General features: G+C 45.4%; 15 protein-coding genes and 1 rRNA gene (1 of these 16 running past the window's edge). 5 read left to right on the forward strand and 11 right to left on the reverse strand.

The window, feature by feature from the left end; genetic code table 11:
• Window positions 1–31, reverse strand: a 16S ribosomal RNA gene (locus SporoP33_RS03665); it reaches 1,522 nt to the left of the window's first position.
• 396 nt (window positions 32–427) lie between these two features.
• Window positions 428–1,330, reverse strand: coding sequence for a DMT family transporter (locus SporoP33_RS03670; RefSeq protein WP_081242475.1), 903 nt, complete (start codon window positions 1,328–1,330; stop codon window positions 428–430).
• A gap of 124 nt (window positions 1,331–1,454) precedes the next feature.
• On the opposite strand from SporoP33_RS03670, the gene SporoP33_RS03675 reads away from it, so the two are divergent.
• The gene (locus SporoP33_RS03675; protein ID WP_081242476.1) at window positions 1,455–2,177 is read left to right on the forward strand and encodes an MgtC/SapB family protein; all 723 of its coding nucleotides are present in this window, start codon (window positions 1,455–1,457) and stop codon (window positions 2,175–2,177) included.
• Between the two features lie 86 nt (window positions 2,178–2,263).
• Here SporoP33_RS03675 and SporoP33_RS03680 read toward each other — a convergent pair whose 3' ends face one another.
• Window positions 2,264–3,427, reverse strand: a complete 1,164-nt coding sequence (locus tag SporoP33_RS03680; protein WP_081242477.1) for an iron-containing alcohol dehydrogenase — start codon at window positions 3,425–3,427, stop codon at window positions 2,264–2,266.
• A 104-nt stretch (window positions 3,428–3,531) separates the two neighbouring features.
• Here SporoP33_RS03680 and SporoP33_RS03685 point away from each other — a divergent pair, with 104 nt between their 5' ends.
• Window positions 3,532–3,783: a DUF378 domain-containing protein gene (locus tag SporoP33_RS03685; protein WP_081242478.1), complete on the forward strand. Its 252-nt coding sequence runs from the start codon at window positions 3,532–3,534 to the stop codon at window positions 3,781–3,783.
• A 241-nt stretch (window positions 3,784–4,024) separates the two neighbouring features.
• On the opposite strand, the gene SporoP33_RS03690 is transcribed toward SporoP33_RS03685, so the two are convergent.
• The 3 genes from SporoP33_RS03690 to pruA all read right to left on the reverse strand — a co-directional run bounded on the left by SporoP33_RS03690 (window position 4,025) and on the right by pruA (window position 8,180).
• Window positions 4,025–5,269: a Glu/Leu/Phe/Val family dehydrogenase gene (locus SporoP33_RS03690; protein ID WP_081242479.1), complete on the reverse strand. Its 1,245-nt coding sequence runs from the start codon at window positions 5,267–5,269 to the stop codon at window positions 4,025–4,027.
• A gap of 139 nt (window positions 5,270–5,408) precedes the next feature.
• Window positions 5,409–6,602: an ornithine--oxo-acid transaminase gene (locus SporoP33_RS03695; protein ID WP_081242480.1), complete on the reverse strand. Its 1,194-nt coding sequence runs from the start codon at window positions 6,600–6,602 to the stop codon at window positions 5,409–5,411.
• 33 nt (window positions 6,603–6,635) lie between these two features.
• Window positions 6,636–8,180, reverse strand: coding sequence for an L-glutamate gamma-semialdehyde dehydrogenase (pruA, locus tag SporoP33_RS03700; protein ID WP_081242481.1), 1,545 nt, complete (start codon window positions 8,178–8,180; stop codon window positions 6,636–6,638).
• 177 nt (window positions 8,181–8,357) lie between these two features.
• Between pruA and SporoP33_RS03705 the strand changes: the two genes are divergently transcribed.
• Window positions 8,358–9,659 (forward strand): AAA-type ATPase lid domain-containing protein, encoded by a 1,302-nt coding sequence (locus SporoP33_RS03705; protein ID WP_081242482.1) that lies wholly within the window; start codon window positions 8,358–8,360, stop codon window positions 9,657–9,659.
• Between the two features lie 39 nt (window positions 9,660–9,698).
• On the opposite strand, the gene yugI is transcribed toward SporoP33_RS03705, so the two are convergent.
• From yugI to SporoP33_RS03725, 4 genes are all read right to left on the reverse strand, one after another.
• Window positions 9,699–10,073, reverse strand: a complete 375-nt coding sequence (gene yugI, locus SporoP33_RS03710) for a S1 domain-containing post-transcriptional regulator GSP13 (RefSeq protein ID WP_081242483.1) — start codon at window positions 10,071–10,073, stop codon at window positions 9,699–9,701.
• A gap of 123 nt (window positions 10,074–10,196) precedes the next feature.
• Window positions 10,197–10,457: a DUF1871 family protein gene (locus SporoP33_RS03715; protein ID WP_196796843.1), complete on the reverse strand. Its 261-nt coding sequence runs from the start codon at window positions 10,455–10,457 to the stop codon at window positions 10,197–10,199.
• Between the two features lie 114 nt (window positions 10,458–10,571).
• A complete protein-coding gene (locus SporoP33_RS03720; protein ID WP_196796844.1) occupies window positions 10,572–10,793 on the reverse strand; it encodes a hypothetical protein in 222 nt (73 codons plus the stop codon).
• Window positions 10,794–10,822: 29 nt separating this feature from the next.
• Window positions 10,823–11,413 (reverse strand): peptidylprolyl isomerase, encoded by a 591-nt coding sequence (locus SporoP33_RS03725; protein ID WP_081242485.1) that lies wholly within the window; start codon window positions 11,411–11,413, stop codon window positions 10,823–10,825.
• A gap of 556 nt (window positions 11,414–11,969) precedes the next feature.
• Here SporoP33_RS03725 and SporoP33_RS03730 point away from each other — a divergent pair.
• Together SporoP33_RS03730 and SporoP33_RS03735 are read left to right on the forward strand one after the other, a co-directional pair.
• Complete coding sequence (locus tag SporoP33_RS03730) at window positions 11,970–13,211, forward strand: MFS transporter (RefSeq protein ID WP_081242486.1); 1,242 nt, start codon at window positions 11,970–11,972, stop codon at window positions 13,209–13,211.
• 121 nt (window positions 13,212–13,332) lie between these two features.
• Window positions 13,333–15,186: a transglycosylase domain-containing protein gene (locus SporoP33_RS03735; RefSeq protein ID WP_081242487.1), complete on the forward strand. Its 1,854-nt coding sequence runs from the start codon at window positions 13,333–13,335 to the stop codon at window positions 15,184–15,186.
• Between the two features lie 43 nt (window positions 15,187–15,229).
• Here the strand turns inward: SporoP33_RS03735 and SporoP33_RS03740 are convergent, their stop codons facing one another.
• Window positions 15,230–15,802: a DUF5366 family protein gene (locus SporoP33_RS03740; protein WP_081242488.1), complete on the reverse strand. Its 573-nt coding sequence runs from the start codon at window positions 15,800–15,802 to the stop codon at window positions 15,230–15,232.
• Window positions 15,803–15,965 lie beyond the last annotated feature (163 nt).

A 15,965-nucleotide genomic window follows, 5' to 3' on the forward strand; every position in this document is an offset into this window, starting at 1 on the left:
CGTCCTGAGCCAGGATCAAACTCTCCATAAGACCGGCCGCCGATTCGCAGCGGATTGCGTCGTCAGTTTCACTCGCTCAGTCGGTCACGTACGTTAGTACGCTCCCTTCTTCGCTCGATCACTTCCTAGCACTCCACTACGACTCGACACCCGATAGAATGAAAAATCGATTAGCTCGAGTTTCATTTGCTGGCATCAATTAAGATACTCATGTTGTTTATGTCATCGTTAAATGCATAAACTGTATTTCGTTAACGTTTTGCTGTTCAGTTTTCAAGGTTCGTGTTTGTCGTCTGTGTAAAAGCGACTTCTCTATATTACACTCGGCATTTCAATAAGTCAACAACTTTTTAAAAAAAGTTTTTTTCGTTGTTTTGTTTATGTCCGAAGCGACAAGAACTAATATACAATAGATCCGTTATAGAAATCAAGCCTTTTTTAAAAAAAGTTTTTCTTTTAATCTTTTTACATCAGCGATAAACAGCAGAACCCCCGTCAATACAACGATTGCGCCTATTGTTTGAAGTGTTGTTATTTTTTCGTGCAAGATAAAGTACGCTGCTATGGAGGCGAATATCGGTTCAAATAAAGTCGCAATCGATACGACATTCGTGCTTACCCACTTCACCGCCCAGTTAAATAATGTGTGACCCAGCAGATTTGGCAGGATGGCCAGCGCCAGAAACCAGCCCCAATCCGAAGCAGGGTAACCAAAAAACGGCTGTTGAATACTCACCACATAAAAGAACAAAGCAATAGAACTTACCGAATAGACAAGAAATGTGTAGGTAACGAGTGATACTCTCTTGCGTACATTCTGTCCTATCAATAAGTAGGCTGTAACGAACGCGCAGCCAAGTAAAGCAAGGATATCTCCAAACAAAGCAGCACCGCTTACTTGAAAGTCGCCCCAGCTGATAATACAACTGCCGGACAATGCAATGAATACAGCTGTCAGCATTTTGCCTGTGATGATCTCTTTAAAGAATAATGCAGTGCCAGCCAGTGCGAATATCGGCTGCAGCGTAACTAGTACGGTTGAACTGGCAACAGAAGTGTAGTTAAGGGATTCAAACCAAAGTATAAAATGAATAGCTAAAAACACTCCTGCACTTACAGTGAAAATCCAGTCTCTTCTATTCAGTGTTTTCACTTCGTTGCGATAGGAAAGTAAAAACAGCGGAAGCATAATAACTGCAGATAAAAACATACGATAAAAGGCGATGACTCCTGCATCTGCTGTCGCCAGTTTCACAAAAATAGCAGAAAAGCCGATTGTGAGTACACCGATTGCGATTGGGATATACGGATGGATGGCGGGTTTATTCAAAATATCACTTCTCTTTCTGTCTCTTCTCCCATTACAATAGAATAAAGGGATGTTTACGGATATCTCCCCCTCGGATACAGTATAGAGGCTGTCTTCGTAATCTGTCAGTAAAGGAGGTTAATTCATGCTCACACTGCTAAACGAGTCTTTTAATCAGGAAACACTTCTTAAAATCGGCGTCGCTCTCACCCTTAGCATCATAATGGGTGTGGAAAGAGAAATCAAAAAAAAGCCGATTGGATTAAAAACCAGTGCAGTCATCGCCACATTCAGCTGCCTGCTGACGATTATTTCAATCGAAGCTGCCTATCTGGTCCCCGCACGTGATGATATTAATATTACGATGGACCCTTTACGTCTGTCTGCACAAATCGTCAGTGGAATCGGTTTCCTTGGAGCCGGCGCCATCCTCCGCAGAGATAACGACAACATCACCGGACTTACTACTGCCGCAATGATCTGGGGGGCTGCGGGAATTGGAATCGCGGTGGGCGCAGGTTTTTATATCGAAGCAACCTTTACAGTAATCAGTGTAATGATTGTTATTGAACTGCTTTCACCATTCCTGAGCAGGTTTGGTCCAAAACGATTACGGGCAAAAGAAGCGAATTGCACCATCATCATTACTCAAAAATCCAAAATTGACGATCTCGTACTTTATTTACGGGAAGAGAAAATGGAAATCGATCATATGCGTATCCGACAATTCCAAACTGATCAGCATCAATATCGGCATGAGCTGAATTTCAAATTAATAGCACAGCCAAAGAAGTCCACCACTTCCCTATATGTGGAATTGACGACTTTGCCTTACGTAGAGTCTGTAGAACTCGTAATTTACCCATAGAAAAAGCCAAGTCGCATTGACCTGGCCACTGTGACTGAAGATTGAACCGTATGTACGGGTCTGTCTTCAGTCTTTTTCTATCATACTTATAAACTGCTCTTCAATAGAGTAAGAACTTCTTCTTGAGTTAATTGTGCAAAACCGCCAAGCGGACCGTTAACTGCAGCTTTCTCCGCAATCAGCTCCAATTTCGAGTCATCGATGTCATAGTCAGCAAGTGATACGGGTGCGCCGATTTTCTTCCAATAGGCACTCAGACGATCGATTCCTTCCATCGCAATCTCTTCATCGGTCTTACCGGCAGGCTCCACACCGAACACATTAACTGCTAATTGCACATAACGCTTCGGATTTTTCGGGAACGTCTGCTTCATCCAATGCGGGAATAAAATTGCCAATCCCCCTGCGTGAGGAATATCGTAGACAGCCGATACAGCGTGTTCAATATCATGCGTGCCCCAGTCTCCTCTCGTTCCCATCGATAAGAAACCGTTCAAACCCCATACCCCCGCAAACATCATGGCTTCGCGAAGCTCTATATTTTGAGGGTCTTCCACTAATTGTTCCCCAATCTTCATCACTGAACGGAGAGCCGCTTCACAGATTTCATCCTGGAATAGAGTATTTTCTGCTGTGTGGAAATATTGTTCAAAAATATGCGACATCGTATCCACGATACCGTTAACCGTTTGGTCCAAGGGTACAGTCAACGTGTATGCAGGATCCAGTATCGAGAATTTCGGATAGTTCAGCGGTCCTCCCCATCCATATTTCTCCTGTGTTTCTTCATTAGTGATAACAGAACCTGCATTCATTTCTGAACTGGTCGCGGTTAATGTAAGAACCGTGCCAAACGGCAATGCTTCAGAAGGTCTTGCTTTGCCTATGACAAAGTCCCAAGGATCACCATCATATTTCGCAGCAGACGCAATCAATTTCGTACAGTCGATAACGGAACCGCCGCCCGCTGCAATAATGACGTCGATTTGGTGTTCTTTACACAGATCAGCACCTCTTTTAGCTGTCGTCAACCGGGGATTCGGCTCGACACCGGCCATTTCCACCACTTCAAAATCATTTTCATTCAGAAGCTGCAATAATTCATCGTATAATCCGTTACGCTTAATGCTGCCTCCGCCGTATACAAGCAGCACTTTTCTGCCATACCGTGCGAGTTCTTTAGGCAAACGCTGCAGCTGGCCTTCACCGAATAATAATTTAGTCGGATTATTGAAAATAAAATTATCCAATTCGTACGCCTCCTTCTTCCTATTCCCTATTATGAAAAAGATGTATTTATGATGCAAGTATAGTGTTCTGAAAAGAGGATATACTTTTTACAGGAGGAGATAATATGGAAACACTGCAAAAAGTTACACTGGCTATTGCGCTGATCGGCGCTTTAAATTGGGGAGTTGTCGGGATTTTCCGCTTTGACGTCATTGCACAGCTGACAGAAGGAGCTTATCAGCCGCTGGCCCGTTTTCTCTATATTGTGATCGGACTGTCAGGAGTCATCGCACTGCAGGTTCTCTTTACGTATTGGCGCAGGGAAGATGATCCAGAACTCGAGAAAGCCCCTTCTTCATCAATTGAACATGTGTAAATCGGATGTCCCGGAAGTTATGCTGCTTCCAGGGGTATCCTTTTTTAGTTTTGTGCTGCTTCATCAAGCTTCGTTGTGAAGTGGATGCAGACTGGCATCTATGAAAGCTTTGCGGCTCCAGCAGGGTACATTTCGGGAAAACACCGTTTGCATGCGATCCCCCAATACATATTGAAATAAAAAAGAGCCCTCACCGGAAGTCGTTTCATAATGACTTCCGGGAAAGCTCTTTTAATTAGTATTAAACCCAGCCACGGAAACGGCTTGCTTCCGCTGTTTTGCGTACACCGATCATATATGCAGCCAGACGCATGTCAATATTGCGCGTAGTTGCCACATTATATACGTTTTCAAATGCCGTAACCATCTTTTCCGTCATTTTCTCACGTACTTCTTCTTCAGACCAGTAGTACCCCATATTATTTTGTACCCATTCAAAATACGATACTGTTACGCCGCCTGCACTCGCCAGCACGTCAGGCACAAGCAAAATACCGCGATCTGTCAGGATTTTTGTCGCTTCAGAAGTAGTCGGGCCATTCGCCGCTTCTACTACAATGTTTGCTTTAATGTTATGCGCATTCTTTTCAGTGATCTGATTTTCGATTGCAGCCGGCACCAGAATATCACATTCCATTTCGAGCAATTCCGCGTTTGTCAGCGTATTGTCGAATAATGTAGTGACGGTCCCGAAGCTGTCACGACGATCAAGCAGATAGTCAATGTCTAAGCCATCCGGATCATGAAGCGCGCCGTATGCATCGGAAATACCGATAACTTTTGCTCCTGCATCATGTAAGAACTTAGAAAGGAAACTGCCTGCGTTACCGAATCCTTGTACGATTACACGAGCGCCTTTCATATCAATATTACGGCGCTTTGCCGCTTCATTGATAATAATCGTTACCCCTTCAGCTGTCGCACGGTCACGTCCGTGAGAACCGCCGAGCACAACCGGTTTCCCTGTAATGAAACCTGGAGAGTTGAATTCATCGATTTTACTGTATTCATCCATCATCCATGCCATGATCTGGGAGTTCGTGAACACGTCAGGTGCCGGAATGTCTTTTGCCGGTCCCATGACTTGACTTAACGCACGCACGTAGCCGCGGCTTAAACGTTCTAATTCGCCCATGGACATTTCACGCGGATCACAGATGATGCCGCCTTTACCGCCGCCGTATGGCAAGTCCACAATTCCTGCTTTCAGTGTCATCCACATAGAAAGCGCCTTCACTTCATCAGCGTTAACGCCGGGGTGATAACGGACGCCGCCTTTTGTAGGGCCGACTGCATCATTGTGCTGTCCGCGGTATCCGGTAAATACTTTTACTTTCCCGTCATCCATTCGGACAGGAATACGTACTTCCACCATACGAAGTGGTTCTTTCAGTAGTTCATACATTCCTTCATCATAGCCTAGCTTTTCAAGTGCTTCTTTGATAACAACTTGCGTAGACGTAAATAGATTCAGGTTTTCTGTCATTGTATGGTTCGCCTCTTTGTTTGGTATTGTCTTTCACGCACACATTATAACACGGGCTGACCGAAACATCCACCCATCAATTCCAAACCTTTTCTGAATTTATCTTTCGCGCAAAAAAGATCGGGCATGTGAACCTGTTTTATGCGGCAAATACTGTGCGAATCTTTTCTAGCGCCCAGTCTAACTCCTCTTTTGTAATGATCAGCGGCGGGGCAAATCGAATCACTGTGTCATGCGTTTCTTTGCACAGCAGACCGAGTTCTTTCAGCTGCTCACAATAAGGACGTGCGCCTTCTGACAGCTCCATTCCAATGAACAGCCCCCGGCCGCGCACTTCTTTAATGGCAGGATGGGATAGTTTCTGCAGTTCAGACATGAAGTAATTTCCCAGTTCTTCCGACTTTTTCGCCAGTTCTTCCTGCTCCAATACATCAATTGCTGCGATGGATACTGCACACGCCATTGGATTCCCGCCGAATGTTGAACCATGTGAACCTGGGTTGAATACGCCCAGTATGTCATCATTTGCCAGTACACAGGAAATAGGAAATACGCCGCCGCCAAGTGCTTTACCTAAAATATACATATCAGGCGTAACATCATCATAGTCACATGCAAACATTTTTCCCGTACGGCACAGACCTGCCTGGATTTCATCTGCAATGAATAGAATGTTTTCTTTTTTACAAAGCTCGGAAGCTTCTTTCATAAAGCCTTCGGGCGGAATGACAATCCCCGCCTCACCTTGGATCGGTTCAATCAGAAACGCCGCAGTATTGGCAGTAATAGCCGCTTTCAACGCTTCAATATCGCCGTATTCAACCAATTTAATTCCCGGAAGCAATGGACCGAACCCTTTTTTATATTCCGGATCGGATGATAATGAAATTGCGCCAAGCGTACGGCCGTGGAAGTTTCCGACGCATGCAATAATCTCTGCATGATTGCCCGCTACGCCTTTTACGTCATACGCCCAGCGTCTGGCTGCTTTTAACGCAGTCTCCACGGCTTCCGCACCGGTATTCATAGGCAGCACCATGTTTTTTCCCGAGAGCTTTGCCATCTTTTCGTACCATGGACCCAGCTGATCATTATGAAATGCGCGCGAAGTCAGCGTAACTCTGTCCGCCTGATCTTTTAACGCCTGAATAATCGCCGGATGACGGTGGCCCTGATTCACAGCGGAATACGCCGCCAGCATATCCATATATTTCGTGCCTTCCGGATCTTTTACCCACACACCTTCCGCTTCTGAAATTACAATTGGAAGCGGATGATAGTTATTCGCGCCGTATTTTTCTGTTTGATCAATAATCGCAGTCGTTTTTGTCATATTCATTCACTCCTCCACATTCTCTAGACCGGTTCACAGCATTTCTGAAGTCGTTTTCCCCTGCATATGCAGCTGCAAGTAATCCGGACCGCCAGCTTTGGAATCTGTACCTGACATATTGAAACCGCCAAATGGCTGATAGCCTACGATTGCCCCTGTACATCCCCTGTTGAAATACAAATTCCCAACGTGGAAGTCCTCGCGTGCCTGTTCAATGTGGCGGCGGTTGTTCGTAATGACCGCGCCCGTCAAGCCATAGTCCGTGTCATTGGCAAATTCAATCGCTTCGGTAAACGAGGAAGCTTTTGAAAGCGCCACAACCGGCCCGAATATTTCTTCCTGAGAAATGCGCGCTGCCGGATCCACATCTGCAAATACAGTCGGTGCTACAAAATATCCTTTGGAATCGTCACCGGTTCCGCCGGCAATCAGACGGCCTTCTTTCTTGCCTATCTCAATATAGTCCATAATTTTATCGTATGCCGCCTGATCGATAACCGGTCCGGCAAGATTTTTGCTATCGGCGGGATCTCCCCAGTGGAACGCCTTCGTTAATTCTTCTACGCGTTTTACCACTTCATCGTAGACCTCTTCATGAATAATTGCGCGGGAACACGCTGAACATTTCTGACCGCTGAAACCAAATGCCGATTTTACGATAGATTGGGCAGCCAGTTTCAGATCTGCTTCGTTATCGACGACAATCGTATCTTTTCCGCCCATTTCCGCAATTACACGTTTCAGCCAAATTTGCCCGTCATGAACTTTCGCCGCACGTTCAAAAATGCGCGTACCTACCTCACGGGATCCTGTAAATGATATAAAGCGGGTATCTTTATGATCGACCAGATAGTCTCCGATTTCGGAACCTGATCCTGGGATATAGTTGACAACACCTGCCGGTAAGCCGGCCTCTTCCAGCACTTCAATAAATTTATACGCAACCACTGTAGCGGTGGACGCCGGTTTCAGTAGTACCGTGTTACCTGTAACAAGTGCTCCAACTGTTGTGCCCGCCATGATCGCAAATGCAAAGTTCCATGGTGAGATGACTACCCCTACACCAAGCGGAATATAATCGAATCGGTTGTATTCACCCGGTCTGCTCTCGACTTTCATGCCATCTTTCAATGTAAGCATCTGTCTGCCGTAATATTCCAAGAAATCGATTCCTTCCGCCACGTCAGCATCCGCTTCATTCCACGGCTTGCCGGCTTCTTTCGTAAGCAACGCGGAAAACTCAAATTTACGGCGTCTGACAATTGCTGCGGCTTTAAACAGCACATCCGCCCGGAATTCAGGCTTTACTTTTCTCCACGTCTCAAATGTTTCTTTCGCAACAGTCATCGCTTGCTCAGCTAAGCCGCGGCTCGCCTGCGAAACATTCCCGATAATTTCTTTTTTATTTGAAGGGTTGCTGGACGCAAGCTTCTGATCGGTCATGATGCGTTCTCCACCGATAATTAACGGGTAGTCTTCACCCAAGTAGCCTTCCACCGTCTTAAATCCCTGCTCGTATGCTTTGCGATTTTCTTCAACCGTAAAATCTGTAAAAGGTTCATGTTTGTATGGAATCATTTGGAATCAAATCCTCCTTTTAATTAGGGTGCAAAATATATTTGCGTTTGATAGCGTTTACATTTATAATGATGCAAGAAAACATGGCGCTTTGCAAGTGATTTGAAGAATTTTTTTCATATTCTGCTAATTTAGTAACGGGTACGCTATTAGGAATACGTTAGGAAGGTGTACAACATGAATGCCCAAGATAGATTACTGCACATATGCAATCAGTTTGCCGTCGATCATGCAAATATCGGGATACACGCCGTCGATGATTCAGGGCGGACGATCATTTATAATCGTAAAATGAAAGAAATTGAAGGGCTAAATCTTGAGGATATAAAAGATCATTCGATTGTTGAGTTGTTCAATTTTGATAAAAATGAAAGTACGCTGCTAAAAGTGCTGCAAAGCGGTGAACCCCAGCTTCGCGTAAAGCAAACGTATTGGAACACAAAAAAGACGGAAATTACAACGATGAATGACACGTATCCTGTTTATCACAAACAGCAGCTAGTCGGAGCGATCGAGTTTGCACAGGATATTACAGCACTAGAAAAATTCGTGCTGCAGCCGCTGCGCAAAACGCAGGCACCCGTGACATTCAATCAGCTGATTGCACATTCTGCTGCTATGAAATCAGTAATTTCCACTGCAGAAAAAGCAGCTTCAGCCAAATTGCCTGTGCTCTTAATCGGTGAAACAGGAGTCGGCAAAGACCAGCTCGCTGAAGCAATACATTATGATGCGTCCGCCGAGGAACAGGTTTTCCGCACTTTTCATTGCCTTCATGCAGATACAGACAATCTGCAGCAACTTGAACAAACCTTGCAGGATGAGCCTCCGATGACATTATTCTGTGAACGGATCGACGGATTGCCGATTCCGCTGCAAAGAGCATTGTTATATGTCTTGCAGCAAACTTCCTCTCACCAGTTTATTGCCAGTATTGGAGACGATCCGGTGGAGCTCATTTCTTCGGGCGCATTACTGAAGGAATTATATTATTTTTTTGCATCGTTCACGATACGGATCCCCCCGCTGCGCAAGCGGACTGAAGATATTATTCCATTTGCGGATGCCTATCTGAGCCGCAAGAAGGAATCACTCGGAGCGGGGCTTATGCAAATTGATGAAGAAGTGAAGGAGCTGTTTTGTTCATACAGCTGGCCCGGAAATCTGCGGGAGCTTGCATTGCTGCTTGACGAAGTGTCGTCTATCCGGACAACAGAAGAGACATTGACAATCGGGATGCTGCCTGCCCAATTCAGGCAGAAGGCGGAGGCTGCGTCAAATGAAGCGCTGCAGCCGGGCGATTTCATTGTAAACAGCAATGCTGCGCTTCCGCCGCTCGATCAATATTTGCGGGAGGCGGAACGGTATTATCTTCAAAAAGCGATGAAACTGCATAATGATAATATCACCAAAACCGCAAGTTCTCTTGGGATGAGCAGACAAAACTTACAATACCGTCTAAAAAAGCTGAGAGAATAAAAACACACGAAAGCGGCAAAATGCTGCTTCCGTGTGTTTTTAATGTCCGGATTGCTCGATCCAGTCCTGTAACTTATCCTTTAATGAGTTAAAACCATCTTTGTCCTGCTGATCCACGCGCTCCTGCAGTGACTGACGGGAACGGTTATGATTCAAATAGGAACTGGGCGGTTCTTGCAACGCACGAATCGATAAACTGATTTTACTTGCTTCATCGTCTACATCCAATACTTTGACGCGGACTTCCTGCCCTACTTCCAAAAAATCATGAATATCTTTTACGAATCCATACGTGATTTCAGAGATGTGCACTAACCCTTGCGTTGAAGCATCCAGTGATACAAACGCACCGTACGGCTGTATTCCGGTCACTTTCCCGGTCAGCTCATCTCCTACTGCAAATTTGTGAGACATGCATAACAGCTCCCAATCTAAAGTAGTATCTATTCTGCCATTCTGGCCGCTTCATAGTATACCATATTTCAGGAATTTGAACAAAAAACCACCATTCAAATGAATAGCGGTGTACATTCTGAGTTATACAATATGTTTGGCTTCATATTTAACTGCCATTAGCTTATAGGAAATATCCATGCATTTCTCTAAAGGTATCCAAATTTCATAGGTATGCTCATAGACATTACGAATGCATTTGGCTAAGTCTGCCGGGTGGTCAATCCGGTCAAGTGCCGCCACTACTTCTGCTATTTCTGTGTCATATGCGTCTTCCCCTGCCCCGAACGGATTCCATTGCTTCAGCAGTAAAACAGCTTTTCTGTTCATTTCTATGGTTTGCACGATTCGTCACCTTATTTGTGTTTTCTTTTTATCATAGCACAGCCATCCATAAGAAAAAAGAAAACTGTTATTCGCGTTACGTGTCAGCCGGGCCAATAAAAAAGAACATCCCGGTCAATCGACGGGATGTTCCTGATTGGCGTTCTGCCGACGTTCACGCAAAATACGCTGTTCCAGCTCTTTCGTTTCTTCTTCCTGCCGCTTGGACTTCTTAATGATCCAACGAAATACGATCAGCATCAGTGTCATAAAGATGACGAAAGAGATAGCTGCTGGAATGTATTCTGACTTATCTTCAGGAAAATAAAGAAACGGCATCAATAGAACGAAGTCCATGATAGTTTCCTCCTATGAATCAAATACGATTACTTTTGAATAATTTCAATTGATTCGATTTTGATATCTTCTTTCGGCTTGTTGTCGCGGCCGCATTTTGTATTGGCGATGCTGTCGACAACGTCCATGCCTTCCACTACCTGTCCAAAGACTGTGTGCTTCTGATCTAAGTGAGGTGTTCCGCCGTTTTCTTCATATGCATCAGCAATCTCATCCGGCCAGCCGCCTTTTTTCAATTGGGCTGCAGTAGCGCCTCCAAGTGAAGACGCCTGTACAATAAAGAACTGGCTTCCATTTGTGTTCGGGCCTGCATTTGCCATGGACAGTGCGCCGCGCAAGTTGAACAAGTTCATTGTGAATTCATCCTGGAATGTATTTCCGTAGATACTCTCTCCGCCCATACCTGTTCCAGTCGGGTCTCCGCCTTGAATCATGAATTCAGGAATAACACGGTGGAAAATAATTCCGTTATAATAGTCGTTTTCAGCGTGTGTCAGGAAATTTTCAACCGTCTTCGGCGCATGCTCTTTAAAGAGCTTTATTTTGATCGGCCCCATTGTCGTGTTCATCACAACAAGTGCTTCGTTCTCTGCTACTTCAGTCGATAATTGTGGATACATGATATTCCTCCTCTGATTTGCGTGCCTGTTCGTTTTGGTGCATGTTTTGTATATGGAAACAGTCTATCATATATGGCTGGAAAATTCGATAATTGTAACTGTGACAGTTAGTTGACAATATGTTTTAGGAAGGGATAAAGCGCGGCGCTGAGGGGAAAAAGCGTTGATCATTAGTGGAAGCAGGGCGGGTTCGCTCATTAATTCGTATAAGCGCTCATAGTTCATGTGTAACCGCTCAATGTTCATCGCCAGCCGCCCTATCGCGATCCGTAACCGCTCACACTCTGCGCTGAAGCGCTCTATGACGAGCTGTAACCGCTCATTGCGTCATTGCGCGCTCCCCCGCCCCCCAGCGTTTCTAGATCTTGATCGCACTCATACACTTCAAGAGTAAATAAGCGTCAATAACTTCAATGAGTTCTGGCATTACAAGTAATTTCATCCTGTGTACATCAATTGACTCTGACTGCAGGTGTAGGCACTATGTTTCCTTCGCCCGGCGAATTGTTTTATACTAATAACCAATTACTGTTCTACAGAAGGAAGGTGGCCGATTTTGAGTCGGCATAAGAAAAATTTTATTATCATCTGGGTGACCAACTTCCTGGTTGCAGGCACGATGACAATGATTATGCCTTTCCTTTCGTTATATATTGATACGTTCGGAGATTATTCAGAGGCATATGTCCAGAAATGGGCGGGTCTGATTTTCGGGGCCACATTTATTACCGCGCTGATTATGTCACCTATTTGGGGGCGTTTTGCGGACCGTTATGGATTTAAGCCCATTTTATTAATTAACGGCTTCGGGATTGCGACTTCTGTATTCTTGATGGGATTCGTCGATTCAGTGGAAGTCTTTTTTGTTTTACGGCTGTTGAATGGCCTTGTATCCGGTTTTCTGCCGACTTCACTTGCTTTTATTTCATCGCAGACACCCCGGGATGAGGCTGGTAAGATGCTTGGCACGCTGCAGATGGGCGGTGTCGCAGGTATGCTGTTCGGGCCGGTGCTGGGCGGACTGATGGCAGACAGCTTCGGTTTTGAATATACATTTATCATTACCTCCGTGTCTGTTGTGATCGCGGCACTCATTGTATTGATTGGGATAAAAGAGGAAACACGTGTGAAAGCACGCAAAGTCGTAAAGTATTCCAGGAAGGTAATAATAGGCGGATTATTCAAGCACCGTCTGATGTTTAACGTCATGATCATTACAACATTGATACAAGTCGGGAACTTCAGTATTCAGCCGCTTCTGTCGCTCTATGTAGCGGATTTGACACATGCGATGACCAATGTGGCGTTCCTGGCAGGATTAACGTTCAGCGCAACAGGTCTTGGAAATCTATTATTCGCCAGATACTGGGGGAAAATCGGTGATGATATTGGCTACGAAAAAGTACTTGGTATTTTACTTATCATGTCATTTGTCTTTATTATCCCGCAGGCATTTGTATCTTCTTTATGGCAATTGGTTCTGCTGCGGTTCCTGTTCGGTATCTCGACAGGCGGCATGATTCCGATTACTACAGCACTTGTCCGCCGGGAGGCACCTCTTGAAGTGCAGGGAGAAGTGATGGGTTATAACACCAGCTTCCGGTTTCTTGGGAATATTGTAGGACCGATTTTCGGCGGGATTGTCAGCGGGTATATCGGTATTCCTTCGGTGTTCATCGTGACCGGTGTACTGTTTATGATCGGTTATTTATTGTTAACGCTGGCGATACGCCGGCCCACACAGGACTTCGAGCATTTTCTGGAAGACCGGCAAGTTGAAGCAGATCAGCACATATAAGATTGACCCCGTAAACAAAGTTTGCGGGGCTTTTTCATGCAATGATCCAAACGATGGCTGCCGATATATGTTATATTTTTCTAAAGTATCATTAACGTGCGATGGATGGGAGGCTGCTTAGTTGAAACAAATAGTCGGCTTGGTGATTACACTTGCTTGCGTTCCACTGTTAGTATTTATTCAAAATCAGATTCAGGCCGAGACTGTACAGACAGAAACACTGCAGGCGTCTATCCGCGATGCAGTGAAACTGGACGTCCCCGTCATGCGGTCGCCTATACAGATGAAAGACCGCAACGGTAAGCTTTTTGCGGAAGAATATGTTGAATGGCGGCGGCCGATTGACTTGCAAGATATGACGTTCTTCACTCGTCAACTATTTTTAAAAAGTGAAGACCGGACGTTTTATGAACACCGCGGTTATGATATCGCCGCCATTATTCGTGCGTTTACAGTCAACGCAGCCGCGGATGATAAAAGGCAAGGCGCTTCTACCATCACTCAGCAAGTCGTGCGTCTGCGTTATTTATCGACCGAAAAAACATATGAACGTAAATTCAAAGAACTGTTTCTCGCTGCAGAACTGGAAAAACAGTCGACGAAGGACGAGATTTTGGAAATGTATTTGAATGAAATGTATTTCGGCAATCAAGTATACGGAATTGGCGGAGCGGCAACCTATTATTTCAGCCGCCCGTTAGAAAAGCTGAATGAGGCAGAAATTGCATTTTTGGCGGCGATTCCGAATAATCCGTCGCTCTATAATCCAATCAAGCATTTCGATAAAACGAAAGAACGCCAAGTACGGCTCCTTCGGGTGCTGACGGACCAGCAGGTGATCACGCCTGAGCAATTTGAAGAATACCGTCAGCTGCCGATTACTTTACACGTCAAGAAAAAAGAACAATTTTATCCGATGTACAGCTCATACGTATTGGAAGAATTGAAAGAACTCATTGCGCAGACGGAGGGACTGGATGCCTCTATGCAAAAAGCCCGGACACCTGAAGAGCGGCAGCGCTGGCAGAATGAAATTAATAGACGCACGCGCGATGTCATCAGCAAAGGCGTGACGATTGAAACCGCACTGGATCCCTCGAAGCAGCAGCATGATGAAAATCGGCTGAATGCACTGATTGGAACCGGCGGCGTGCAGGCCGGAGCGGCTGTCATCGATAATGAAATGCGGGAAATCATCAGTCTGTATGCCGGTTCTGGCTATAAGAAAACCGATTTCAACCGCGCCTATCAGGCAGTGCGGCAACCCGGGTCCGCGATTAAGCCGTTCCTTGTCTACGCCCCGTTCTTTGAAAGTGGCCCTTATCACGCCGACACACCGGTCAACAGCAGCAACATTTGCATAGGCGGCTATTGCCCAACGAACTTTGGCAATTATCAATTTGGCACCACTTCTGTGCGGGAAGCCTTTCGCAACAGTTATAACACAACGGCTGTCCGCCTATTGCAGCGTGTAGGCATCGATACGGCATTTGCTCATCTGGAACCCTTCCACTTCCGGCACTTTGTCGAAGCGGACCGCACTTATCCTGCCGCTCTTGGCGGTTTTTCAAAAGGCGTTACACCGCTTGAACTGGCGGGTGCGGCTACCGGCTTTATTGACGGAATGTACATACCTCCCCGCGCTATCCGTTCAGTGAAAGACTCTACAGGGGAAGTGCTTTATAAATGGAAGGATACGACAAAGGCGGTCTGGTCCCCTTCCACCGTCAGCAGTATCCGGTCACTTATGCAGGAAGTCGTGCTCAACGGCACTGGTGAAGGAATTGCACATACTACTGGTTATACTGGAGCAAAAACCGGCACGACAGATTCATTCAAAGACTTGTGGGCAGTCGGCATGAACGACCGCTATACTTCTGCGGTATGGATTGGCTATGACCGGCCGAAACCGATTCCGCGTCTGCGTGACCAGAAAATTCATCTTCGCGCCTTTTCTTCCACGATGAGACCATAAAAGCCTTGCAGGTCCGTTAACCGGATCAGCACGGCTTTTCATATTACGTAGTCGGATTGGCCAGCGGAATGCTCGCAAGCAATCCATTATACAGACGGAACACGATATAAATAAGCCCCGCGAGCAAAACACTCCAGATAATGATTTGGAAGAAAATTAATCCGACAGTATGTGTCAGCGGCATGAACGGACTTAATGTATATATGACGTAGACGAAGTAGATAAATGTGGTGACGCTGAAGATCAGCACCAGCGCTTTCCATGATTGAATACCGGCTAATGAAACCAATGCCCCGATGAAGTAAATTAAGGCACCCGACTTCGATGCGCTGTAAGAAGCATCCGCCTCTTCTTTCAGGAAAAACTGTAACGCCGTCTCGTGAATCGTAACAGCAATCAATTTTAAAGCCGCGATGACCATAAAGAATAACAGTGTATACATTGTTAATAAGAAAATCCGTAATTGCAGATCGGATAAAAACTCGCGCATTCCCTGGTACAGACCGATTTCTTTAAAGAAAATCAAAGTCTCACCGACACTGTACACACCGAACGTCAGACTGAACAGGACAACGCTGACGAATGGCAAGTAACTGAATAAATATGGATTGTTCATACTGCACCTCAAAAATATTTTTTCACCCTCCTAATAATATAAGAAGGAAGTCGAATAAAGCAATAATTGGTCAACTGTCGGCTATGCAATTTGAAATGTTTTACGCTATACTAACAAATACGCCCACGCATATAACATGCACCATTTACTTTTACGATGAAAG

The organism is Sporosarcina sp. P33, from assembly GCF_002077155.1.
Taxonomy (GTDB): Bacteria; Bacillota; Bacilli; order Bacillales_A; family Planococcaceae; genus Sporosarcina.

Excerpts from the sequence above, each read along its gene's own strand:
- SporoP33_RS03675 (WP_081242476.1), top strand. The coding sequence starts at position 1,455 with ATGCTCACACTGCTAAACGAGTCTTTTAATCAGGAAACACTTCTTAAA.
- SporoP33_RS03685 (WP_081242478.1), top strand. The coding sequence starts at position 3,532 with ATGGAAACACTGCAAAAAGTTACACTGGCTATTGCGCTGATCGGCGCT.
- SporoP33_RS03690 (WP_081242479.1), bottom strand. The coding sequence starts at position 5,269 with ATGACAGAAAACCTGAATCTATTTACGTCTACGCAAGTTGTTATCAAA.
- SporoP33_RS03695 (WP_081242480.1), bottom strand. The coding sequence starts at position 6,602 with ATGACAAAAACGACTGCGATTATTGATCAAACAGAAAAATACGGCGCG.
- pruA (WP_081242481.1), bottom strand. The coding sequence starts at position 8,180 with ATGATTCCATACAAACATGAACCTTTTACAGATTTTACGGTTGAAGAA.
- SporoP33_RS03705 (WP_081242482.1), top strand. The coding sequence starts at position 8,358 with ATGAATGCCCAAGATAGATTACTGCACATATGCAATCAGTTTGCCGTC.
- yugI (WP_081242483.1), bottom strand. The coding sequence starts at position 10,073 with ATGTCTCACAAATTTGCAGTAGGAGATGAGCTGACCGGGAAAGTGACC.
- SporoP33_RS03720 (WP_196796844.1), bottom strand. The coding sequence starts at position 10,793 with ATGGACTTCGTTCTATTGATGCCGTTTCTTTATTTTCCTGAAGATAAG.
- SporoP33_RS03725 (WP_081242485.1), bottom strand. The coding sequence starts at position 11,413 with ATGTATCCACAATTATCGACTGAAGTAGCAGAGAACGAAGCACTTGTT.
- SporoP33_RS03740 (WP_081242488.1), bottom strand. The coding sequence starts at position 15,802 with ATGAACAATCCATATTTATTCAGTTACTTGCCATTCGTCAGCGTTGTC.